17 protein-coding genes are annotated in these 21665 nt (G+C 56.1%); 4 read left to right on the forward strand and 13 right to left on the reverse strand.

All coding sequences use genetic code 11. The features are described 5' to 3' along the window. The first annotated feature begins 83 nt into the window (after positions 1–83). Complete coding sequence (locus LBF07_RS03735) at positions 84–1472, forward strand: glutamine synthetase family protein (protein ID WP_094934139.1); 1389 nt, start codon at positions 84–86, stop codon at positions 1470–1472. A 49-nt stretch (positions 1473–1521) separates the two neighbouring features. On the opposite strand, the gene mglC is transcribed toward LBF07_RS03735, so the two are convergent. The 7 genes from mglC to LBF07_RS03770 all read right to left on the reverse strand — a co-directional run bounded on the left by mglC (position 1522) and on the right by LBF07_RS03770 (position 9716). Next, the gene (gene mglC, locus LBF07_RS03740; protein ID WP_008500921.1) at positions 1522–2532 is read right to left on the reverse strand and encodes a galactose/methyl galactoside ABC transporter permease MglC; all 1011 of its coding nucleotides are present in this window, start codon (positions 2530–2532) and stop codon (positions 1522–1524) included. Positions 2533–2547: 15 nt separating this feature from the next. Further along, on the reverse strand, positions 2548–4068 hold the full coding sequence (gene mglA / locus LBF07_RS03745; protein WP_023312467.1) for a galactose/methyl galactoside ABC transporter ATP-binding protein MglA: 1521 nt from the start codon (positions 4066–4068) through the stop codon (positions 2548–2550). 79 nt (positions 4069–4147) lie between these two features. Then, positions 4148–5146: a galactose/glucose ABC transporter substrate-binding protein MglB gene (gene mglB, locus LBF07_RS03750; protein WP_094934142.1), complete on the reverse strand. Its 999-nt coding sequence runs from the start codon at positions 5144–5146 to the stop codon at positions 4148–4150. A 295-nt stretch (positions 5147–5441) separates the two neighbouring features. Continuing rightward, the gene (galS, locus tag LBF07_RS03755) at positions 5442–6464 is read right to left on the reverse strand and encodes an HTH-type transcriptional regulator GalS (protein ID WP_094934143.1); all 1023 of its coding nucleotides are present in this window, start codon (positions 6462–6464) and stop codon (positions 5442–5444) included. Between the two features lie 155 nt (positions 6465–6619). Further along, entirely contained in the window at positions 6620–7777 is a 1158-nt protein-coding gene (gene yeiB / locus LBF07_RS03760) for a DUF418 domain-containing protein YeiB (protein WP_094934144.1), read from the reverse strand. Between the two features lie 19 nt (positions 7778–7796). Beyond that, positions 7797–8465, reverse strand: a complete 669-nt coding sequence (gene folE / locus LBF07_RS03765; RefSeq protein WP_023312471.1) for a GTP cyclohydrolase I FolE — start codon at positions 8463–8465, stop codon at positions 7797–7799. A 102-nt stretch (positions 8466–8567) separates the two neighbouring features. Further along, on the reverse strand, positions 8568–9716 hold the full coding sequence (locus LBF07_RS03770; RefSeq protein ID WP_039263162.1) for a YbfB/YjiJ family MFS transporter: 1149 nt from the start codon (positions 9714–9716) through the stop codon (positions 8568–8570). A 138-nt stretch (positions 9717–9854) separates the two neighbouring features. On the opposite strand from LBF07_RS03770, the gene fghA reads away from it, so the two are divergent. After that, on the forward strand, positions 9855–10682 hold the full coding sequence (gene fghA, locus LBF07_RS03775; RefSeq protein ID WP_033146032.1) for an S-formylglutathione hydrolase: 828 nt from the start codon (positions 9855–9857) through the stop codon (positions 10680–10682). A 111-nt stretch (positions 10683–10793) separates the two neighbouring features. Here the strand turns inward: fghA and cirA are convergent, their stop codons facing one another. From cirA to yieE, 3 genes are all read right to left on the reverse strand, one after another. Further along, positions 10794–12764, reverse strand: coding sequence for a catecholate siderophore receptor CirA (gene cirA, locus LBF07_RS03780; protein ID WP_094934146.1), 1971 nt, complete (start codon positions 12762–12764; stop codon positions 10794–10796). Positions 12765–12988: 224 nt separating this feature from the next. After that, positions 12989–14458, reverse strand: a complete 1470-nt coding sequence (locus LBF07_RS03785; protein ID WP_023336352.1) for an amino acid permease — start codon at positions 14456–14458, stop codon at positions 12989–12991. Between the two features lie 180 nt (positions 14459–14638). After that, positions 14639–15505, reverse strand: a complete 867-nt coding sequence (gene yieE / locus LBF07_RS03790; RefSeq protein WP_033146034.1) for a DNA-binding transcriptional regulator YeiE — start codon at positions 15503–15505, stop codon at positions 14639–14641. A gap of 97 nt (positions 15506–15602) precedes the next feature. Here yieE and LBF07_RS03795 point away from each other — a divergent pair, with 97 nt between their 5' ends. Together LBF07_RS03795 and nfo are read left to right on the forward strand one after the other, a co-directional pair. Further along, entirely contained in the window at positions 15603–16649 is a 1047-nt protein-coding gene (locus LBF07_RS03795) for a YeiH family protein (protein WP_096150816.1), read from the forward strand. A gap of 64 nt (positions 16650–16713) precedes the next feature. Beyond that, positions 16714–17571 carry a deoxyribonuclease IV gene (nfo, locus tag LBF07_RS03800; RefSeq protein WP_045354228.1) on the forward strand — a complete coding sequence of 286 codons (858 nt, stop codon included), beginning with the start codon at positions 16714–16716 and terminating at the stop codon, positions 17569–17571. Positions 17572–17618: 47 nt separating this feature from the next. Here the strand turns inward: nfo and fruA are convergent, their stop codons facing one another. Genes fruA through fruB form a run of 3 tightly spaced genes read right to left on the reverse strand, consistent with a single transcriptional unit; the run spans position 17619 to position 21389 of the window. After that, positions 17619–19304 (reverse strand): PTS fructose transporter subunit IIBC, encoded by a 1686-nt coding sequence (fruA, locus tag LBF07_RS03805; RefSeq protein ID WP_087823036.1) that lies wholly within the window; start codon positions 19302–19304, stop codon positions 17619–17621. 16 nt (positions 19305–19320) lie between these two features. Further along, positions 19321–20259 carry a 1-phosphofructokinase gene (fruK, locus tag LBF07_RS03810; protein WP_014170919.1) on the reverse strand — a complete coding sequence of 313 codons (939 nt, stop codon included), beginning with the start codon at positions 20257–20259 and terminating at the stop codon, positions 19321–19323. After that, positions 20259–21389 (reverse strand): fused PTS fructose transporter subunit IIA/HPr protein, encoded by a 1131-nt coding sequence (gene fruB / locus LBF07_RS03815; RefSeq protein ID WP_112778298.1) that lies wholly within the window; start codon positions 21387–21389, stop codon positions 20259–20261. The genes fruK and fruB overlap by 1 nt, the downstream gene beginning before the upstream one ends. Positions 21390–21665 lie beyond the last annotated feature (276 nt).

Raw genomic sequence — 21665 nt, forward strand, 5'->3', positions numbered from 1 at the left:
TTTTATCCCCCCTTTACGTCGGCTCTTTTAAGCTGAGTTCACTGCCGCTACGGCTTCATTGAAGAATGACTATGAACTCAATAATGAATGCGTTTTTCCTCAAAAGTCTCCGCCCGTATTTTAACTTTCCCGGTTTATCACTTCCTGGCGCACTCAATTCCGGTCTCTGGCTTGATGAAAAAATTGACGCCCTGCAGCACAACATTTCAGTGGAAGTGGCAGATTATCTGGAACGCTACCCCCAGACGAAACACATTGACGTTTACCTGAACGATATCAACGGCACGATGCGCGGCAAGCGTCTGTCGGTGGAGAGCATGCTGAGCCTGGAAAAAGGCTGTTATTTTCCCCTTTCGGTCTACTCGATGGATCAGAAAGGAAAAATCGCCGCCCCGCTTCATGATGAACCGGACCGACTCTGCGTGCCGGTCGCCGGCTCCCTGCGCCCCTGCCCGCAGGATCCGCAGCACAATGCGCAGATCCTGCTGACGATGAAAGACAGTGACGATACCCCCTGCCCGCTTGAGCCGCGCGTGATACTGCAGAACGTTCTGGCCCGCTTCCACCAGCACGGCCTCTTCCCGGTGATTTCCCCGGAAATCGAGTTCTATCTGACGGGACATGACAATCGGGATCCGCAAAATCAGGGCTGTTTTCATATGGATACTACGACGGCCCATGCGGCACTGTTTGACGAGCTGGAACAGCTGGCGCACCTGCAGCGCATCCCGCTGTCCGGGATCGTGGCGGAAGCCGAGTCTGGTCAGTACGAATTAAACCTGAAGCACAGCCATCGCGTCGTTGAGGTCTGCGATAACGTGCTGGCGCTTCGTCGCCTGACCCGTTACGTTGCCGAAAAGCACGGCCTGCAGGCCAACTTTATGGCGAAGCCTTTCAGCCAGCTGTCCGGCAGCGGTTTGCACTTCCATTTCAGCCTAAACAATCGTCACGGCGAAAACGTTTTTGCTTCCCCGGTGAACGCGCTTAACAGCATGATGCGTTTGTGCATCGCGGGGCAGCTGGCGCTGATGCCCGCCTCTGTCGCCATTCTTGCGCCGGGCGTTAACGCGTTTCGTCGCCTGCGTAAAAACCTGACGGAGCCCGTATTTAACTCCTGGGGCTATAACACCCGCTCCGCCGCCCTGCGTATTCCCTGCTCGGATGACCACAACCGTCGTATCGAGTACCGGCTGGCCGGGGCCGATGCCAATCCCTATCTGGTGGCAGCCACTATCCTGACCGGCATGCTGTACGGGCTGGAAAACACCGACGACGAGGATTTGCCCGAACCGCAGCACGATCGTCCCGAGCTGCCGCTGTTTCAGCAGGAGGCGATTGAGACCTTTGCCCGCTGTCAGTACCTCACCGACAGCCTGGGAGACGCCTTTTCCGAACAGTGGGTCGCCTGCAAGCTCTCTGAACTCGACTGGTTTGAGCGCATCGTGACCCGAGAGGAGTCACAGCTGGCATAAGGCATAAAAAAGCCCGCTCGATGAGCGGGCCGGATAACGCGAGGAGGAATTACTTCTTACGCGCGTACTTCAGTGAATCCAGCGCAACCGCGAAGATAATGATGGCGCCTTTGATGATGTACTGCCAGTACGGGTTCACGCCGATATAGGTCAACCCGTAGTTGATGACGGTGAAGATGATCACACCGGTCACCACGCCCAGTACCGTACCCACACCGCCGCTGAAGGAGACGCCGCCCACCACGCAGGCTGCGATCGCATCCAGCTCGTACATGAAACCAAGGTTGTTAGTTGCAGAGCCGATACGGCCCGCTTCCAGCATCCCGCCGAAGGCGTAGAACACGCCGGACAGGGCATAAATGATGAGCAGGTTCAGGGCAACGTTCACGCCGGACACTTTCGCCGCTTCCGGGTTACCGCCGATAGCGAAGATGTTTTTACCAAAGCGCGTTTTGTTCCACAGGATCCAGACGAAGGCCACCGCAATCAGCGCATAGAAGGTGATATACGACAGGCGGAAGCTGCCCAGCGCGATGAACCCTTGCGTAAAGGTCGAGAAGCCGCTGTCAAAACCCGAGATGGGGGAAGCACCGACAAAGTCGTAGTACAGGGAGTTGATACCGTAAACGATGATCATCGTACCCAGCGTGGTGATAAACGGCGTCACATTCAGGTAGGCGATAATGATACCGTTGATCAGACCAATCACCGCACCGATGGCGCAGACAATCAGGATCACCACGAAAATCGGCATGGTGGCCATTTCCGGGAAGACCTTGTTGGCGTTTTCCATCGACTGCAGCAGGGTTGCCGCGATAACCGCCGCCAGCCCCACCTGACGACCGGCAGAAAGGTCCGTCCCCTGGGTCACGATCAGACCCGCCACGCCCAGCGCAATAATAATACGCACGGAGGACTGGGTCAGAATGTTACTCAGGTTCAGCAGGCTTAAGAACGTAGGGTCCTGGAAAATGATGATAGCCAGCAGTACTAAAAGAACAACGTAAATACCGCCTTCTTTCAGGTAAGTGAGAAAACTTTTTTTATTTAACGCACTCATGAGGAGCCCCTGATCTTAAAGGTGCAAAGACGCAAGACGCAAAATTTCGTTTTGCGTTGTCGTTTTGGTGTCAACAATACCGGCAACGAGACCATTGCTCATAACCAGAATACGATCCGTGATCCCTAACAATTCCGGCATTTCGGAAGAAATAATAATGATCCCTTTATTCTTTTTCGCCAGTTCGGCAATCAGCTGATAAATTTCAAACTTCGCGCCGACGTCAATACCGCGGGTCGGTTCATCCAGCATCAGAATTTCTGGCTGGGTTAATAACCAACGTCCGATAATGACTTTCTGCTGGTTACCACCTGACAGCGAACCAATTTGGGTGCGGTGTCCTGGCGTTTTCACGCGCATGGAGTCAATAACCCATTGGGTATCGCTCTTCATGCGGGAGTTATCCAGCAGTCCGACTTTGTTTTTGTAATTGCGAATGTTAGAAATTAACGAGTTAAAGTTAATATCCAGATAGGCATAAATACCGGTCGAACGACGCTCTTCCGTCACCAGCGCAAAACCATTATTAATGGCTTCGTTGGCGTTGTGGTTGTTAATTTTCTTACCGTGCAGCGTAATAGTGCCTTCGGCTTTCTCACGGATACCGAACAGAGTTTCCACGATATCGGTACGTTTTGCCCCGACCAGACCGGCAATCCCCAGGATTTCGCCCTTGTGCAGGTCGAAGGAGACATCGCGAATAGACGGCTGACGTAACGAGGTCAGATTGCGCACTTCCAGGATCACTTCGCCCGGCTTGTTTTCTTTGTCCGGGAAGCGCTGGTTTAGGGAACGGCCGACCATCATAGCGATGATCTTGTCCATGTCCAGCCCTTCCAGCGGCTGCGTGGCAATCCACTGACCGTCGCGCAGAATGGTAATCTCATCGCACAGCTGGAAGATCTCTTCCATTTTGTGGGAGATATACACAATGCCGCAGCCGCGATCTTTTAGCTTACGAATAATGGTAAAAAGGTGATTAACCTCTTTTTCCGTTAATGACGATGTCGGTTCGTCCATGATGACGATTTTCGCATCATAGGAGAACGCTTTGGCGATTTCGATCATCTGCATCTGGGAGACGGATAATGTTCCCACGCGGGCGCGCGGATCGATATCAATATCCAGCTCATCAAAAATCGCTTTGGTGTCGCGATACATTTTGTCCTGATCGACAAAGACACCCTTGGTTGGATAACGCCCCAACCACATGTTATCCATGACTGAACGCTGCAGCACCAGGTTTAATTCCTGGTGAACCATCGAGATACCGTTTTCCAGTGCTTCTTTCGCTGAATGGAAATCGATCTCTTTCCCCTGAAAAAGAATGCTGCCAGAATCTTTTTGATAGATCCCAAAAAGACATTTTAATAATGTTGATTTACCCGCACCGTTCTCCCCCATCAGGGCATGAATAGAGTGAGGACGAACTTTTAAATTAACATTATCGAGTGCCTTAACGCCGGGAAATGACTTGTTGATACCGCTCATTTCCAACAGGTATTCACCGGATGACTGAGTATTTGTGCTGACCATAATTATACCTTGTTGGCCTCGCATATCGCGTTATAAAAGGGCGCAACGAATTGCGCCCAGTGGAGACAGTACCGCTAACTTATTTACCGATAAACTCAGCCAGGTTGGACTGGTCTACGCCCACGTAAGGTACGCGAACGATTTTGTTTTCAATTTTCCAGCTGGTGCCATCAGCCGCGCCTTTGCCATCGGCCAGGTTTTTCGCCAGATCGAAGGTCGCTTTCGCCTGGTTGTTGGCATCGTTCAGAACGGTACCGGCCATCGCACCGGATTTAACCAGCGCCAGCGCTTCTGGCAGTGCATCTACGCCGAATACAGGGATGGAGGATTTGTTGTGTGCTTTCAGCGCTTCTACCGCACCCATTGCCATCGCATCGTTGTTGGCGATAACCACTTCGATTTTGTTCGCATTAGGGCCGGACAGCCACGCGTCCATCTTATCTTTCGCCTGAGCGGTATCCCACATCGCGGTATCTAACGCCAGCTGCTGGGTTTTCAGACCCTTGTCGTTCAGCTCTTTGATAACGTAGGTGGTACGGGCTTCAGCATCCGGGTGGCCGGGTTCGCCTTTCAGCAGCACGAACTGAATCTGACCGTCTTTGTTCAGGTCCCAGTTCGGGTTCGCCGCCCAGTGTTTTGCGATCAGATCGCCCTGAATAATACCGGACTCTTTGGAGTCGGTACCGACGTAATACGCTTTGTCGTAGCTATCCAGCGCATTACGGGAAGGTTCTTTGTTGAAGAAGACGATTGGCACGTTCTGGCCGCGCGCTTTTTCAATAACCGTGCCTGCTGCAGCCGGGTCAACCAGGTTGATGGCCAGGGCTTTCACGCCTTTCGCCAGCAGAACGTCGATCTGGTCGTTCTGTTTGGACTGGTCGTTCTGGGAGTCGTTCATCAGCAGCTGAACGTCTGGCGCTGCTTTCGCATCTTTCTCAATCGCTTTACGTACAACAGACATGAAGTTGTCGTCGTATTTATAGATGGTCACACCAATACGGGTATCCGCAGCGTGCGCTGCTGCACCAAAAAGCATGCTTGCCATTACGGCAGACAGGGTCAACACCTTCTTATTCATGGTATCTCCGGTTTTTTTTATGCAGGGTAGTTCTTGTGAATAACGATCGGCGGGCAGGTGTTAATAAAACGTTACTGACAGCCGAAGTTCACTTATAAAATTTCTATCTTCCGTGTTCGGTAACGCTCCAGAAATGCGTTTTATTCGTTGTTTGCGGCACATTGGCTATAGTGAAAGTGAATAATCACCGTTACATAGCGTTTCAGCCCCTAAAACGCTGACATCATAGTCAGCGCCTTGTTAAGATACTGTGAATTTACTCACAGATTGAAAACGGTTACATCACCTCAAGTAATCAGTTAGTGATCGGAACCACAATTTGCCGGGCCGCGACGGAGTGCCGACGCACCAAAGTCGGCATGAAACAGTGCGTTGCGCCCGGATCCAGCAGCCCTGCCGCCCCCTGTAACGCCAGCTCAGTCGCCAGTTTCGCCATAGAAGCAATGGGGTAACGCACCGTTGTCAGCTGCGGGTCGGTGTAACGGGCAATCGGAATATCATCAAAACCAATGAGTGATAAATGATGTGGCACCGCAATGCCGTTATCCTTCAGCGCCGTCAGGGCTCCTGCCGCCATGCTGTCGTTATAGGCAAACACCGCAGTAAGCTGCAGGTTGCGGCCCAGCAGCTCCACCATCGCCGCCTCACCGCCCTGCATGTCCGGTGTACCTGTGCCTGTCCAGCTTTCTGACGGCGTAATGCCGTGCTCTTTCAGGGCGTTTTGCCACCCCTCGCGCCGCAGGTCGTCATCTTCAATATGATGGCTGGAGGCCAGATAGCCGATCCGCTGATGCCCGTTGTTGATGAGCATTTTCGTCGCCATCATGGCCCCGCTGACGTTATCCAGCCCGACGCAGCGATGGGCATAGCTGGGGACGATGCGGTTGATCAGCACCATGCCCGGGATCTGATCCATAAAGCCGGTTAGCTCTTCATCGCTCAAGGCTTTTGAGTGGACAATCAAGGCGTTACAGCGCTGGCGGATCAGCACTTCGATGGCATGGCGCTCCTTTTCCGCCTCATGATAGCTATTGCCGATCAGGACATATTTCTGATGCTGCTGGGCGACCACGTCGACCGCTTTGACCAGCGCGCCGAAAAAGGCATCCGATACATCCATCACCACCACGCCGATGGTGTCGCTGACCTGCGTCGCAAGCGCCTGGGCATTGGCATTTGGCCGGTACCCGAGCTGGGTCACGGCTTTCATTACGGTTTCACGGGTTTCAGGGCTGACCAGCGCGCTATTGTTCAGCACGCGTGAGACGGTAGCCACAGAAACGCCCGCCTGACGGGCGACGTCACGAATGGTGATCATATTCACCATCCTTCAAAGGATTGCAGCAACTCACAGACACCCCCTGTGTTTAGCAAGGTGGCTATTTTGGCAGCGAGAGAAAGGGGACTACGTGAAGAAGCTCACACTCATGAAAACGCTTACATCCGTTTTGTTAATGATTGTGATCCAGATCGTTATCTGGATGTGTTCCTCAATGATACCCCTGAAGCATGTGAGGTTAACTGACGCCACACCCACTCCAGCGGTCCCTGGCGGAAATAGCGTAGCCAGAGAACAGAAAACGCCAGGTTAATCACCCAGACCGGAATAACAAACGCCAGCAGCGTGAGGCGGTCGAATTTCATAAACAGGCCAAAGCGATAGAAAAGCGTGGTGCATATCAGCGTTTGCAGGAGGTAATTGCTCAACGCCATGCGGCCCACGCAGGCGATAGCGCTGACGATCCACAGGCGGGAAAGCGTTGGCCAGTAGCCATAGATCAGCGCCGCGTAGCCGATGGTCTGGAACGGCGCGCTCAGTTCGCGCGGCACCTGGAGCAGGAACGCGCACCAGCGGTAATCCCAGTGGATATGCCACTGCGTGATTACCGCCGGGAGGTTAATCAGCACGCCGATCAGCACCAGCCCGACACCCGTTCGCCGATAGTGACGCAGGCTGAACTCTCCTTTCAGCCAGCCGGTGCGCATCAGTGACGCGCCCATCAGCATCATGCCCGCCAGCTGCCAGCCGTATTGCGCGCCCAGCGCAAGGAGGTTATCCCCCAGCATATCCGCGCGGTTGCTTATCGCTTCCGTACCGCCCTTCAGCTTCCAGTACTGTTCGTACTGCAGGTTAGCGGCATCCGGTATCCAGGAACGGTTCGTCGCCTCGCCGGAGATCATCCCCAGCAGCAGCAGGACCCCAAGCCCCATGACATAGAGCATCACGCCGGTGTTAAACAGGCTTTTTACGCTGTGCGCATCGCGAATCAGACGCCAGCAGATGAGCCCGACTAACCCATACGCGAGAAGAATATCGCCGTCCCAAAAGAACAGCCCGTGGATAAAGCCGAGGAGAACCAGCAGCGTCAGGCGCGACTGGATCCAGCGCGTACCGCGTTTGAGGAGGAGTTGCAGACCTGCACCAAACAGCAGGGCAAACAGCGTGAGGAATTTAACCTGCGCGAAGAGATCGAGGACAGCCCAGGTCCAGGCATCACTGCGCGTGATGTCGCCATACCAGGCAGGATTGAGATAAGCCGCCTTCGGCAGGCCGAAGGCGCTGATATTAAGCAGCAGGATACCGAGAATGGCGACGCCGCGAACAAAATCGAGCGTGACGTTTCGCTCCATGGTTCCTGCCCTGTAAGACTTAGTTGTGGTGACGTACGGCGCGCAGGAACTCCTGGCGGGTATTCTGGCTCGATTTAAACAGGCCGCCCAGCGACGTGGTGGTCGTTGCACTGGTCGCATCACGCACGCCGCGCGCCTTCACGCAGTAGTGAACCGCGTCGATAGAGACGGCCACGTTATTGGTGCCCAGCAGCGTTTGCAGCGCGGTCAGGATCTGCTGCGTCAGACGCTCCTGCACCTGCGGACGCTGAGCAAAGAACTGCACGATGCGGTTGATTTTCGACAGGCCAATCACCGTATCTTTTGGGATATACGCCACGGTCGCTTTACCGTCGATGGTCACGAAGTGGTGTTCGCAGGTGCTGGTCAGCGTGATATCGCGTACCGTCACCATTTCATCCACTTTCATCTTGTTTTCAATGACGGTGATTTTCGGGAAGTTGGCGTAATCCAGCCCGGAAAAAATTTCGTCGACGTACATTTTCGCGATGCGGTGCGGCGTCTCCATCAGACTGTCGTCACTCAGATCGAGATTCAGCAGCTCCATGATCTCGGTCATATGACCGGCAATCAGACGCTTGCGGGTTTCATTGTCCAAATCCTGTACGGGCGGACGCAGTGGCGTTTCAAGACCGCGTGCAACCAGGGCTTCGTGGACCAGGGCAGCTTCTTTACTGAGTGATGACATTTTGTTCTCCTGCAGGTGTGGCGTCTTTTGCCCTCGTTGTGGCAAAAGTATGCGCTCATTGTGCGTGAGGCGGCGCACATAATCCAGTATTCACGACGATAATTATTGCAATTGCTGTTGCCTTTCAGCGTGACGATTCCAGACCAGCGCTCCGCCGACGAACAGCGCAACGCCCGCCAGCCCCAGCGCGGGCTCCAGCCGGTGGGTAAGCCAGGTTGATAACGCCGAGGTCATCGGGCCAATCAATTGACCAATCGCATACCCGGTGGTGAGCAGGCCTGCCATATAGCGCGTATGGTTTGGCGCCAGTTCGCGACCGTATAAAAGAGAGAGCTGCACGGCACACAAAAAACCGCCGCCCACCAGCAGCCCGCCCGTCAGCAAACCGCCAATCCCCGGCAGCAGCCAGGCCGCCAGCACGCCAGCCCCCTGTAACCACAGCACGATAGCCAGCCTGCGGTTCGCCGTTGAGGTGTGGCGTAAAAGAATACTGAGCGCAATGCCCACCACGGCGGCGATACCAAAAATCGGCCAGACAAACTGGGCGAACAGGCTGCCGGGAAAACGCACCGCAGCCATTTGCGACAGAAATGTCGCCGGGAGGATATAGCCAAACCCGGCCAGGCTGTAGCTCCAGACCAGGCGCTTTAAATCCGCCGTCAGCACCAGCGGCTCCGGCGCGGTGCCGGGGCGATGGAGCTGCCCGGATCGCGGCAGGTAGCGCGCCACCAGCGCAATCAGCACCAGCGCCAGCACGCCGTAGATTTGCCATGCCGCCCCGGCCGAAAGGGATTTCGCCTGGATATAGACGGCGAGCAGCCCGCTCAGGGCAATGCCCGCCCCTGGCCCGGCAAACACGGCGGCGCTCAGGCCCGGTTTACCCAGCTGCCCCAGCCGTTCGTTGGTCCAGGCGGCAATGAGTACCATCGACCAGCCGCTCATGCAGCCAATCACGAAGCGCAGCAGGCCGTGCACGACGGCGTTATCCGCCGCCGCGGAGAGCAGCGTCAGCGCAACCGCGCCGGTGATGCCAAGCCAGAGGCGCGTTTCCACAAAGCGGTGCGCGCGCATGGCATCCCATGCGCCCACCAGATAGCCCAGATAATTCATCGCCGCCACCAGACCCGCGCTGGTCAGCGTAAGCTGCCCGGCAGCAATCATGAGCGGCACCTGAGGCGTAAAGGCAAAGCGCCCTATTCCCATCGCCACCACCAGAACGACAAATCCACTGAGCGCAATACGCAGCGCCATGACCGCTCCAATTGTTAAAGAAAAGTAAATTTATGATGCAGCATCTCGCCGTCTGGCGAAAGTGAAAGTTACTCACAGGTCAATGAAAAGGCTGTATTATGGTTTTTATGAATACGCATTCTCATTAAGGAGCCCTGCATGGAACTGCTCGAAGAGCACCGTTGTTTTGAAGGTCGACAGCAGCGCTGGCGGCATGACTCCACCGTCCTGAACTGTGCGATGACGTTCAGCATTTTCCTGCCGCCGACGGAAAATCCGCCGGTTCTGTTCTGGCTTTCAGGCCTGACCTGCAACGACGAAAACTTCACCACCAAAGCGGGCGCGCAGCGACTTGCCGCCGAGCTGGGTATTGCGCTGGTGATGCCTGATACCAGCCCGCGTGGCGATGATGTGGCCGACGATGCAGGATACGACCTGGGTAAAGGCGCCGGGTTTTATCTCAATGCGACCGAGCAGCCGTGGGCAGGCCACTACCGCATGTATGACTACATTCGCGACGAGCTGCCCGCGCTGATTCAGTCCGGGTTTGCGGTAAGCGACCGCTGCGCCATCAGCGGACATTCTATGGGCGGTCACGGGGCGCTGATCATGGCGTTAAAAAATCCGGGAAAATACGTCAGCGTGTCGGCATTTGCGCCAATTGTGAACCCAACGCAGGTGCCGTGGGGGCAAAAAGCCTTCACGAACTATCTGGGTGAAGATGAAGCAAAATGGCAGGAATGGGACAGCTGTGCGCTGATGCTGGCCAGCAGCTCGGCAAATGCGATCCCGATGCTTGTCGATCAGGGCGATGCGGATCAGTTCCTCGCCGGACAGCTACAGCCTGCGGTGCTCGCAGAAGCGGCACGCCAGAAGGACTGGCCGCTGACGCTGCGCATCCAGCCGGGGTATGACCACAGCTATTACTTCATCGCATCCTTTATTGAGGATCATCTCCGCTTCCATGCGGAGCATTTGTTTGGGTAAGTGCGGCTACGTGCGCTCTGATGCCCTCACCCTGGCCCTCTCCCACAGGGAGAGGGAACAAATACTAAAAACGGCAACTTACGTTGCCGTTTTGCTTTTACCCTGGCCGCATCAGAACTTGTAATCCACACCGACAAAGTAGCGACGGCCATCTTCCGTATAGCTGTAATCGTCGCGGCTCAGATCTTTATCCAGCAGGTTCTGCACGCCCGCGCGCAGCTTCACGCTTTTCGTCGCCTGCCACGCGGCGCCGGTATTCCAGATGACATAGCCACCCGGCGTTGCTGCACTGCTGGTCAGCGCGCGTTTCTCACCGGTGTAGTTGCCCTGAACGTAGAACGACCAGTCCTGCGTCGCCTTCCAGTCAACGGTACCGTTGGCGGTGTGGAACGGCAGATCGGACAGCGGCTTGTTGCCGCCGTTGCTGATATCGCGACCATCGTTGTAGGTGTAGTTCAGGGTCAGTTTCCAGTCGTCCGCCAGCGGGAGTTTCAGCTCGGTCTCCACCCCGCGGATACGCGCCTTGTTAACGTTGTAGTAGCGGAAAATTGGTTCACCGTCCGCATTCAGGCCAACGTAGTTAGGGTAGCCCTGCGCCTGTTTCGCATTGGCCGTACGGCTGATGCTGATGCGATCATCCACGTTATTCTGGAAGGTGGTAACGCTGGCCTGCACGCCCTCTAACCAGCCCTCTTCCCCGCTGTAGTACAGACCGAATTCGAAGCTCTCGCTGGTTTCCGGTTTCAGATCCGGGTTACCGACAATCTCACAGGCACCGCGGCACGAGCCGGTGACCCAGTCCGGGCTCAGCTGGAGCAGTGACGGCGCTTTAAACGCGGTAGCCCAGCCCCCTTTCACCGTTACGGTATCGGTCGCGTTGTAAACCAGATAGGCTCGCGGGCTCCAGTGGTCACCGTAGGTATCATGGTCATCCATACGGATGCCGGTGGTCAGCGCCAGAGGTTCAAAGATACGCCACTCATCTTCAAGGAACAGGGCATACTGGCTTGTCGAGGTACTGCTGCTGGAACCGCCCGTCAGGTTGACCGGATCCTTCAGCTTATCGTGACGCCATTCCCCGCCGAAGGTCAGCAGCTGGTTGATTTCGCCCAGAGGCAGCACGTATTTCCCGTCCACCGCGTTGCTCTCGGAGGTGATCGGATTGCTGTTGCCCGGGTTTTTGTTATCCACCTTTTCGCCGTAAACCTTCAGCTCGCTGTTGCCGACGCCCCAACGGCCGTTGTGGCTGAGAGAATAGTTCTGACGCTCAAGGCGGTTTTTGTCGAGGGAATCCGAGTCGCGATCCTGACGGTCGAAACCGTAGCCCGCCGTAAAGTCGTGCTTTTCAGACGGTGTCCAGGCGAACTCCACATTCGCATCGCGGCTGGTGAAGCCCTCAATGCGCGGCGTTTCACCGCTCGCCGTGGTAGAGGACTTCTGCTGACCGTCTTTCTCACGCTTCGCGAGGCTACCGTAGGCTTTCAGCCCCAGCAGGCCGTCCACCAGCGGACCGCTGGTATAGAACTGACCGTTGTAGGTGTCTCCACGGTCGCGGTGCTCCTGAATCGTGGAATCGGCGCTCAGGGTGCCCGTCCATTTCTGGCCGATTTTTTTGGTGATAATGTTCACCACGCCGCCCAGCGCATCGGAACCGTACAGAGAAGACATCGGTCCGCGCACCACTTCGATTCGTTCGATGGCGTCAACCGGCACCCAGTTGAGGTCGAAATCATTATGGCGGAATACCGCGTTACGCGAGTTGACGCGCTTGCCGTCGATCAGGATCAGTGTGTAACTGCTGTCCAGTCCACGAATACTTACCCCTTTACGGTTGTCCCCTTCGCTCGTGAGCTGAACGCCCGGCACCTCCCGTAACACATCTTTCAGATTCTGAACGGGTTTGCGCTGCAAATCTTCCTGGGTAATCACGCTGATGCTTGCCGGGGCGTCTTTCAGGTTTTGCTCGGTCGCGGAGGCCGTTACAACCATTGTGTCGCCGGATTCCGCTGCGATAACAGGCAGGGCCAGGGACATTGCGGACGCACAAAGTCCTCCCCTGACGAAGGGATTCAACCTAAACATTCCATATCTCCATGAGGTAAATACAACTAAATCAAATCATCATTGCTCACAGCGTCTTCCCTGCCGCCCACATCTGCGGTGGGTCGGTGACACGCTTATTTTTGATAACGATAAAGCAAACGATAATTATTATCAATTAAATTGTTAAGAAATATATCTTTGTATCAGAATGCGGGAATAAAAAAACCCGCTCGATTGAGCGGGTTAAAAGAGAGGAAGTGCGGTTATTGTTTAAATCGTTCCGGGAATTCCATTTCACTGTAGCGAACGAATTTTGTTCCTTTCGTCAGCTTGTAGCCAAACCAGATGACGAGGAACAGCGGAATACCAATGTAGGTCGCCGTCACGGCGCCCCAGTCAATGGTGTCCGCCAGGAACGCTTCATAGTTCTGTCCCAGCGTAATGATCAGGCACAGTATGAAGGCGAAAATGGGACCCAGCGGGAAGAAGCCGGAGCGATACGGCAGCGAGTTAATATCGTGCCCCTGCTTGACGAAACCGCGGCGGAAACGGTAGTGGCTAATAGCAATCCCCAGCCAGGCAATAAAGCCCGTCATCCCGGACGTGTTAAGCAGCCACAGGTACACCGTCTGGTTGCCAAACATGGAGGTCAGGAAGCACAGACCGGCAATCACCGTTGTGGCGTACAGTGCGTTACGCGGTACGCCGCCACGGGACAGCTTCGCGAAGATACGCGGCGCTTTACCGTCGCATGCCAGCGTGTAGAGCATACGGGTGGACGCGTACATCCCGGAGTTACCGGCTGAAAGCACTGCGGTCAGGATAACGGCGTTCATCACCGCCGCGGCCGAAAGCAGACCGGCGTGCTGGAAGACCAGCGTGAACGGGCTGACGCTAATGTCTTTTACGTCATTACGCAGCAGGCTTGGATCGGTGTACGGGATGATCAGACTGATAATCAGGATCGCGAACACATAGAACAGCAGGATACGCCAGAAGACCTGACGGACCGCACGCGGAATATTTTTCTCCGGGTTCTCTGACTCACCGGCGGCGATACCAATCAGCTCGGTCCCCTGGAAGGAGAAGCCGACAATCATCGCCACGCCAATCATCGCCGAAAGGCCACCGGCAAACGGCGCATCGCCTATCGCCCAGTTACTCCAGCCCGCAGGTTCTGCGCCTTTGAAAATACCAACGATCATCGCCACACCGACGACGATAAAGATGATGACGGTTGCCACTTTGATCAAAGAGAACCAGTATTCCGCTTCGCCGAAACCGCGCACGGAGATGTAGTTCAGCAGGAAGATGACGGCCAGGAACAGGGCGCTCCAGATCCAGCCCGGCGTATCCGGGAACCACCAGTTCATCACCAGCTGTGCGGCGACAAGGTCAACGGCGATAGTGACCGCCCAGTTGTACCAGTAGTTCCAGCCCAGCGCGAAGCCGAAGCCTTCTTCAACGTATTTTTGACCGTAGGTCGAGAACGAACCGGATACCGGCATGTACGCGGCCAGTTCGCCGAGACTGGTCATCAGGAAGTACACCATCAGGCCAATCAGGATATAAGAGAAGAGTGCCCCACCCGGGCCGGCTGCCGAAATCGTTGCGCCAGAGGCAACGAAAAGACCTGTACCGATTGAGCCGCCAATGGCGATCATCGTCAGGTGACGCGCCTTGAGTTCACGACGTAGCGTGGGCGCTTCTGTGGTTTTAATTTCTGAAACCATATGAAAATGCTGTCCATTTAATAAATGAGGCGCGATTGTAGCAGACGATCCGCGTTCCTTCCGGCAGAAATACTCAGTTATAAGAGAGCTTCATGACTCGGCCAGGATTATAAGTAAAGCATAAAAACGTGGGGTGACAGGCGCGCGTAGCCCCGGTAAGCGAAGCGCCACCGGGAAACGTTAAATGGCGCAGTAGCGCAGAAAACGCTGCAGAGAGCTGGAAAGGTGTTTCTGACGATGATGGATGCACCATAGCGTGCGCACCAGTTTCGGCAACGGAACCGGGATTTCAACCAGCGACCCCGTCTCAAGCTGTTCGGCAATGACGCGCCGGGAAAGACAGCTGATCCCCAGGCCATGACGCACCGCGTGCTTGATAGCCTCAGAGTTCCCAAGCTCCATCCCTAACTGGAAATGCGGCAGATGGGAAAGCAGCAGATAATCGACAATTTCACGCGTGCCGGAGCCCTGCTCGCGCAGGATCCACTGCGCCTGCGCCAGGCGCTCCAGCGTCACCTCGCCCTGCAATAACGACGAGGCCGGGGACGCAAACACCACCAGTTCATCTTCCAGCCAGGGCTCGGCAACGATATCGACGTTATGGCAGGGCCCTTCGATGAGGCCGATATCCACGCGGAAGTCAATCACCGCGTTGATAACGTCCTGGCTATTGCCCACGCTCATTTCCAGCGGCAGGGTCGGGAAATCCCGGCGGTAGCGGGCAATCACTTCCGGCAGAATGTAGTTCCCAATGGTGCTGCTGGCGTAGACGCGGATCGCACCGTTGTCTTCGCGGAACAGCTGTTCGATTTCGATAGCCTGCTCCAGAAGCGCCAGCGCGCGTGGATAAAGAAGACGACCGTGCTCGTTGACCACCAGACGCTTCCCTACCCGGTCGAACAGCTGAACGCCCAGCTGTCCTTCAAGATCGGTCAACGCCGCGCTGACCGCAGACTGCGAGAGCGCCAGCATTTGTGACGCCTGGGTCGTCGAGCCGCTTTTCAGCACCTCGGCAAACACTTCCAGCTGACGCAATGTAATGTGCATGGTTGCTTACCACTTATATAGATTGATTATAAGTATATAATCAATTTTATTTTTAAGCCAGAGCGCCGTAACCTTTAGCCAGACAAAGGAGAAGGTTATGTCAGAAATCACCTTACAACATCATCGTACAGTGTGGCACTTCGTGCCGGGCCTCGCGCTTAGCGCAGCAGTGACCGCCGTAGCATTATGGGGCGGCAGCATCCCGGCTATCGCAGGCGCAGGTTTCAGCGCGTTGACGCTGGCCATTTTGCTGGGCATGGTCGTGGGAAATACCGTTTACCCGCACATCTGGAAATCCTGCGACGGCGGCGTGATCTTCGCCAAACAGCACCTGCTGCGTCTCGGGATCATCCTTTACGGCTTCCGTCTCACCTTTTCGCAGATTGCGGACGTGGGCGTGAGCGGAATTGCCATCGACGTCCTGACCCTGACCAGCACCTTTTTACTGGCCTGCTTTATCGGCCAGAAAATCTTTGGCCTGGATAAGCAAACCAGCTGGCTGATCGGTGCCGGGAGCAGCATCTGCGGGGCCGCAGCGGTGCTGGCAACAGAGCCCGTCGTTAAAGCCGAAGCCAGCAAGGTGACCGTGGCAGTGGCGACGGTGGTGATCTTCGGTACGCTGGCGATCTTCCTCTACCCGGCGATGTATCCGCTGGTAGCCCACTGGTTTAGCCCGGAAACCTACGGCATCTATATCGGTTCGACCATGCACGAAGTGGCGCAGGTAGTTGCGGCAGGACATGCCATTAACCCGGAAGCCGAAAACGCGGCGGTAATTGCCAAAATGCTGCGCGTGATGATGCTGGCACCGTTCCTGATTTTCCTCGCGGCTCGGGTTAAGCAGCTGGCTCCGGCAGGCGGCAGCGAGAAAAGCAAAATCACCATTCCGTGGTTTGCGATCCTGTTCATCGTGGTCGCTATCTTTAACTCCTTCCACCTGCTGCCGAAAGCGGTGGTGGATATGCTGGTGACGCTGGATACCGTGCTGCTGGCGATGGCCATGGCGGCGCTGGGGGTCACCACACACGTCAGCGCGCTGAAAAAAGCCGGTGCCAAACCGCTGCTGATGGCGCTGGTGCTCTTCATCTGGCTGATTGTCGGGGGCGGTGCGATTAACCTCGCGGTCCATAGCCTGATGGCATAAACCATCTCGTCCTTCTCCTGCTAACCCGCTATCATAAGCGTTTCGGGTTAGCAGGAGTTTTTTTATGAAATATGTTGGAGCGCACGTCAGCGCTGCAGGTGGCCTTGCGAATGCCGCCATTCGCGCCGCCGAAATCGAGGCGACCGCTTTCGCCCTGTTCACCAAAAACCAGCGCCAGTGGCGCGCCGCGCCGCTCACCGCTGACGTGATTGATGATTTCAAAGCCGCCTGTGAGAAGTACCACTACGGGCCAGGCCAGATCCTTCCCCACGACAGCTACCTGATCAACCTCGGTCACCCGGTTGAAGAGGCGCTGGAAAAATCTCGCGAGGCGTTTCTTGATGAAGTACAGCGCTGCGAACAGCTAGGGCTGACGCTGCTGAACTTCCATCCGGGCAGCCATCTGATGCAAATCGATGAAGATGCCTGCCTGGCGCGCATTGCCGAATCCATTAACATCACGCTGGACAAGACCAAAGGCGTCACCGCGGTAATAGAGAATACCGCCGGTCAGGGCAGCAATCTCGGCTTTAGGTTTGAACATCTGGCGGCGATCATCGACGGCGTGGAGGATAAATCCCGCGTTGGCGTGTGCATTGATACCTGCCACGCGTTTGCCGCCGGCTATGACCTGCGTACAACCGAGGCAACGAAAAACACGTTCGATGAGTTCGAGCGCATTGTTGGCTTTAAGTACCTGCGCGGAATGCACTTAAACGATGCGAAAAGCGCCTTTGGCAGCCGCGTTGACCGCCACCACAGCCTGGGTGAAGGCAACATTGGCCACGATGCGTTCCGCTTCATTATGCAGGACGCCCGCTTCGACGGTATTCCGATGGTGCTGGAAACCATTAATCCGGACATCTGGGCAGAAGAGATTGCCTGGCTGAAGGCACAGCAAACCGCTGAACAGGCGGCATAAAAAAAGCCGGGTGCATAATGCAACCCGGCTTTTTTGTGGTTTATCGCTTACGCTGCTTTCGCCACGACTTCCGCTTCAGGACGTTTCAGCACCGCGTATGACAGACCCGCCACCAGCGTACCGGCAACGATGGCCAGCAGGTAGCCCAGCACCGGCGTGATGGCGCCAGGGATAAGCAGCACGAACAGACCGCCGTGTGGTGCCATCAGCTTCGCGCCAATCGCCATGGAGATCGCCCCGGTCACAGCCCCACCCGCGATACAGCACGGCAGTACACGCATTGGGTCACGTGCTGCGAACGGAATCGCCCCTTCGGTGATGAAGCACAAGCCCAGAACCAGCGCCGCTTTACCGCCTTCCTGCTGTGCTTTATCGAACTTACGACGGGCAATAATCGTCGCCAGGCCGAGCGCCAGAGGAGGCACCATACCTGCCGCCATGATCGCTGCCATCGGTGCGTAGGTCTGGGTACTCAGCAGGCCAACACCAAAGGCGTACGCCGCTTTGTTCACCGGACCACCCATGTCGGTACACATCATGCCGCCGAGAATTGCGCCCAGCAGAACCGCGTTCGCGGTACCCATGGTTTGCAGCCAGTGGGTCAGACCCGCCAGGATGCCCGCAACCGGCTTACCAATTAGGTAAATCATCGCCAGACCGACCACCAGGCTGGAAATCAGCGGGATGATCAGAATCGGTTTCAGCGCTTCCATACTCTGCGGCAGCTTGAGCTTCGAGCTGATGAGCTTCGCGACGTAACCGGCCAGGAAGCCCGCAATAATACCGCCGATAAAGCCAGAACCGGTGCTCACGGCCAGCATACCGCCGATTAGGCCCGGCGTCAGGCCAGGACGGTCAGCAATGGAGAAGGCAATAAAGCCTGCCAGAACGGGGACCATCAGTGCGAACGCGGATCCGCCGCCAATCTGCATTAACGCAGCGGCCAGCGTGCCTTGCTCTTTAAACGCGGTAATACCAAATGCGAACGAGAGAGCAATACACAGACCGCCCGCAACCACCATCGGCAGCATGTAAGACACACCGGTCAACAGATGGCGATAGGCGCCTGCAGACTCTTTTTTACCTTCCGTCGCGGTCTGACGCGCGCCGGTTGCCTGATACGGCTTCGCTTCCACCAGCGCTTTATCAAACTCCTGCGCGGTCTTTTTCAGCGCCAGGCCGGTAGACGTGCGGTACATTGGCTTACCGGCAAATTTCGCCAGGTCCACTTCAATATCCGCCGCCACAATCACCAGGTCGGCCTCAGCCACTTCTTCAGGGGTGATAGCGTTGCCGGCACCGACGGAGCCGCGCGTTTCAACTTTAACCCACCAGCCGCGTTTTTTCGCTTCGGTTTCAATGGCCTCAGCTGCCATGAAGGTGTGAGCCACGCCCGTCGGGCAGGCCGTCACCGCAACAACGCGTTTCGGACCCGTGGCCGCAGCCGGTGCCGTCGCGACAGGCGCGCTGTAGACAGACGCGTGCCCTTTCGCTTCGCTCAGGAACAGTTCCGGATGTGCCACCGCGCGATTAATATCGCCCAGCCACACTTTTTTGCCGTTCAGCGCACTGTCAGCCGGGATGTTGTCGCCCAGGACAATGACCAGTTCGGCATCGCCCGGGTTATCAATGATCTCGAGATGTGCTTTGTTCGCCGCCGCTCCCAGCAAGGTCTTCGCCATATAGGCGCGAGCCTGTCCGAGACCGGAGTCAATGATCAGCAGCGTTTTCATTATTCCTCTCCTGCTGTTAGTTAAAAGGTTTTAAGTCAACGCGCGCCATCATCGCGGCTAACTGGGTACGATCGGTAATACCGACATTGCTCTGGCTTACGGCCAGGGCAGCAACGGCAGTGGCAAGACGTAAAGTATGTTCACTGGATTCACGCATCAGCAGACCATAAATCAGGCCGCCAACCATCGAATCCCCTGCGCCAACGGTGCTGACAACGTCAACCGACGGCGGTTTGGCGATCCATTCGCCAGAAGCGTTAACCCACAACGCTCCTTCTGCACCAAGCGAGATAACCACGTGAGCGATACCCTGCTCGCGCAGCGCATGGGCAGCGTCAATCACATCTTTTAATTCCGGCAGCTTACGACCCGCCCAGATCTCCAGCTCGCGGCGATTCGGCTTCACCAGCCACGGCGAGGCTTTCAGACCGGCAACCAGCGCGTCGCGGCTGCTGTCAAAAATAATGCACGGGCACTGGCTGCGCAGACGCGTCATCCAGTCGGTAAACGCTTCCGGGCTCACGCCGGACGGCAGGCTGCCGCTGACGCAGACCATGTCAAACTGACCAAGCCAGGTCAGAGAGTCGTTAACAAAACGCTCCCAGTCAGACGGCGTCACTTCGAAGCCAGAGAAGTTCAGATCGGTCACTTCACCGTCTTTCTCCGTCAGCTTGACGTTGATGCGGGTGCGGCCCTGAACAACCTGAAAACGGTTGGCAATGCCCAGCTCGCTGAACAGCTGCTGGAAACCATCCTGGTTATCTTTACCGAGGAATCCACCCACGGTGACGTCGATACCGAGATCCTTGAGCACTTTCGCGACGTTAATCCCTTTGCCCGCAGCATGCAGGCCAGTGGTACGCACGAGGTTGACTTCGCCGCGCTCAATTTCCGGGCAAAATCCTACCAGGTCATAAGCCGGGTTCAGCGTAATAGTCGCAACACGTCTGCTCATTATGCGCCCTCCCCCAGACCTGCCGCGATGGCGTCGCCAATCGCTTTCAGCGCCTGTTCAGCATCAGCACCCTGCGCGGTGAAACGCAGACGGTGGCCTTTCTTCACGCCCAGCGCGACAACTTTCATCAGACTACGGCCGTTGGCCGGTTTGCCCGTGCCATCAAGATTCGCCACGGTGATCTCACTCTCGAATTGTTTAATGGTATTCACCAGCATGGTGCCCGGACGGGCATGCAGGCCGTGCTCGTTGCGTACCACGAACTCCGCGGTCTGCACGTCTTCGGTCGGCGCATCATCACTGGTCAGCAGTGCCAGCACGGTAGAGGCATCAGCGTTCAGCAGTTTTTCAGCTTGGTTGTTCAGCAGCAGATCGCCAAGACGCTTGAGCACGGAAACCGGCTGCTCATCGTTCATCGCCACGGTCACCAGCATGGCCGCACGCTCGCCTTCCACGTCAAACGCATTAGCCGCGCGGCTCACGGCGATAGCGCTGCGCAGGTTGCCTTCAGCACTGTCGTTCAGCCAGATACCCTGACCCAGGTTCAACGGCTTATCGTTAATCACGCGCGTCACAAACGTGGCATCCGCCGCGCCGGCTTCTTTCAGACGACCCGCGTTCAGCGCCTGCAGCGTCACCAGATCGGAGGCAACCACGTCCAGCGTCAGCGTTTCGTTATCCAGCTTCAGCGCTTCGCTCTGTTTTTCGCCCATCAGCAGGGCGCGCAGCTCTTCAGCCGTGGTCGCGGACTTCAGCTGTTCAGCCACATCGTCATCGCTCAGGACATGCGTCAGCTGACGCAGCAGACCTAAGTGTTCGTCGCTGCTGGCCGCGATACCGATAGCCACATAGGCCACCTGACCGTCGCCCCAAAGCACGCCCTGCGGGAACTGATAAACCTGAACGCCGGTTTTCAGCACCTGATCGCGGGTGTCGGTTGTGCCGTGCGGAATGGCAATGCCATTGCCGAGGAAGGTTGAGGTCTGCTGCTCGCGGGCCAGCATGCCGTTTACATAGCCGTCCGCGACGTTACCCGCCTGCACAAGCGCAGCGGCAACCTGGCGAATAGCCTCTTCTTTATCCCCGGCCTGAGCGCCCGGGTGGATATCCTGAACAGATAACTGGAACATGGTTCTCCACTCCTGCTGAACTTGAATCGTTTCAGCTTTAATGAGAAAAAATGCGCTAGCCTGCTCCGTTTGTTAAAACAAGATAGCGCTGAAACGTTTCAAAAAGTCTTGCGCTTTCTGCAATGTCTTGCAAGTAAACTCGTATTTCTGATATCAGAATTTAGAGATACAGCACATTTCTTCTTCGTTCAGCTGAAATTTGCTGAAGTTCAGCAGGACAGTTTCAGCTAAGGTCAGCCGGGCGGGACGTAAGTTGAAATGCCATTTTGATTTTTC

The sequence above is a fragment of the Enterobacter cloacae complex sp. ECL352 genome, from assembly GCF_020149545.1.
GTDB classification, from domain to species: domain Bacteria; phylum Pseudomonadota; class Gammaproteobacteria; order Enterobacterales; family Enterobacteriaceae; genus Enterobacter; species Enterobacter asburiae_B.

Excerpts from the sequence above, each read along its gene's own strand:
- LBF07_RS03735 (WP_094934139.1), top strand. The coding sequence starts at position 84 with ATGAATGCGTTTTTCCTCAAAAGTCTCCGCCCGTATTTTAACTTTCCC.
- mglB (WP_094934142.1), bottom strand. The coding sequence starts at position 5,146 with ATGAATAAGAAGGTGTTGACCCTGTCTGCCGTAATGGCAAGCATGCTT.
- yieE (WP_033146034.1), bottom strand. The coding sequence starts at position 15,505 with ATGCACATTACATTGCGTCAGCTGGAAGTGTTTGCCGAGGTGCTGAAA.
- fghA (WP_033146032.1), top strand. The coding sequence starts at position 9,855 with ATGGAACTGCTCGAAGAGCACCGTTGTTTTGAAGGTCGACAGCAGCGC.
- cirA (WP_094934146.1), bottom strand. The coding sequence starts at position 12,764 with ATGTTTAGGTTGAATCCCTTCGTCAGGGGAGGACTTTGTGCGTCCGCA.
- galS (WP_094934143.1), bottom strand. The coding sequence starts at position 6,464 with ATGATCACCATTCGTGACGTCGCCCGTCAGGCGGGCGTTTCTGTGGCT.
- mglA (WP_023312467.1), bottom strand. The coding sequence starts at position 4,068 with ATGGTCAGCACAAATACTCAGTCATCCGGTGAATACCTGTTGGAAATG.
- LBF07_RS03785 (WP_023336352.1), bottom strand. The coding sequence starts at position 14,458 with ATGGTTTCAGAAATTAAAACCACAGAAGCGCCCACGCTACGTCGTGAA.
- LBF07_RS03770 (WP_039263162.1), bottom strand. The coding sequence starts at position 9,716 with ATGGCGCTGCGTATTGCGCTCAGTGGATTTGTCGTTCTGGTGGTGGCG.
- fruK (WP_014170919.1), bottom strand. The coding sequence starts at position 20,259 with ATGAGCAGACGTGTTGCGACTATTACGCTGAACCCGGCTTATGACCTG.
- LBF07_RS03795 (WP_096150816.1), top strand. The coding sequence starts at position 15,603 with ATGTCAGAAATCACCTTACAACATCATCGTACAGTGTGGCACTTCGTG.
- yeiB (WP_094934144.1), bottom strand. The coding sequence starts at position 7,777 with ATGGAGCGAAACGTCACGCTCGATTTTGTTCGCGGCGTCGCCATTCTC.
- folE (WP_023312471.1), bottom strand. The coding sequence starts at position 8,465 with ATGTCATCACTCAGTAAAGAAGCTGCCCTGGTCCACGAAGCCCTGGTT.
- nfo (WP_045354228.1), top strand. The coding sequence starts at position 16,714 with ATGAAATATGTTGGAGCGCACGTCAGCGCTGCAGGTGGCCTTGCGAAT.
- mglC (WP_008500921.1), bottom strand. The coding sequence starts at position 2,532 with ATGAGTGCGTTAAATAAAAAAAGTTTTCTCACTTACCTGAAAGAAGGC.
- fruB (WP_112778298.1), bottom strand. The coding sequence starts at position 21,389 with ATGTTCCAGTTATCTGTTCAGGATATCCACCCGGGCGCTCAGGCCGGG.
- fruA (WP_087823036.1), bottom strand. The coding sequence starts at position 19,304 with ATGAAAACGCTGCTGATCATTGACTCCGGTCTCGGACAGGCTCGCGCC.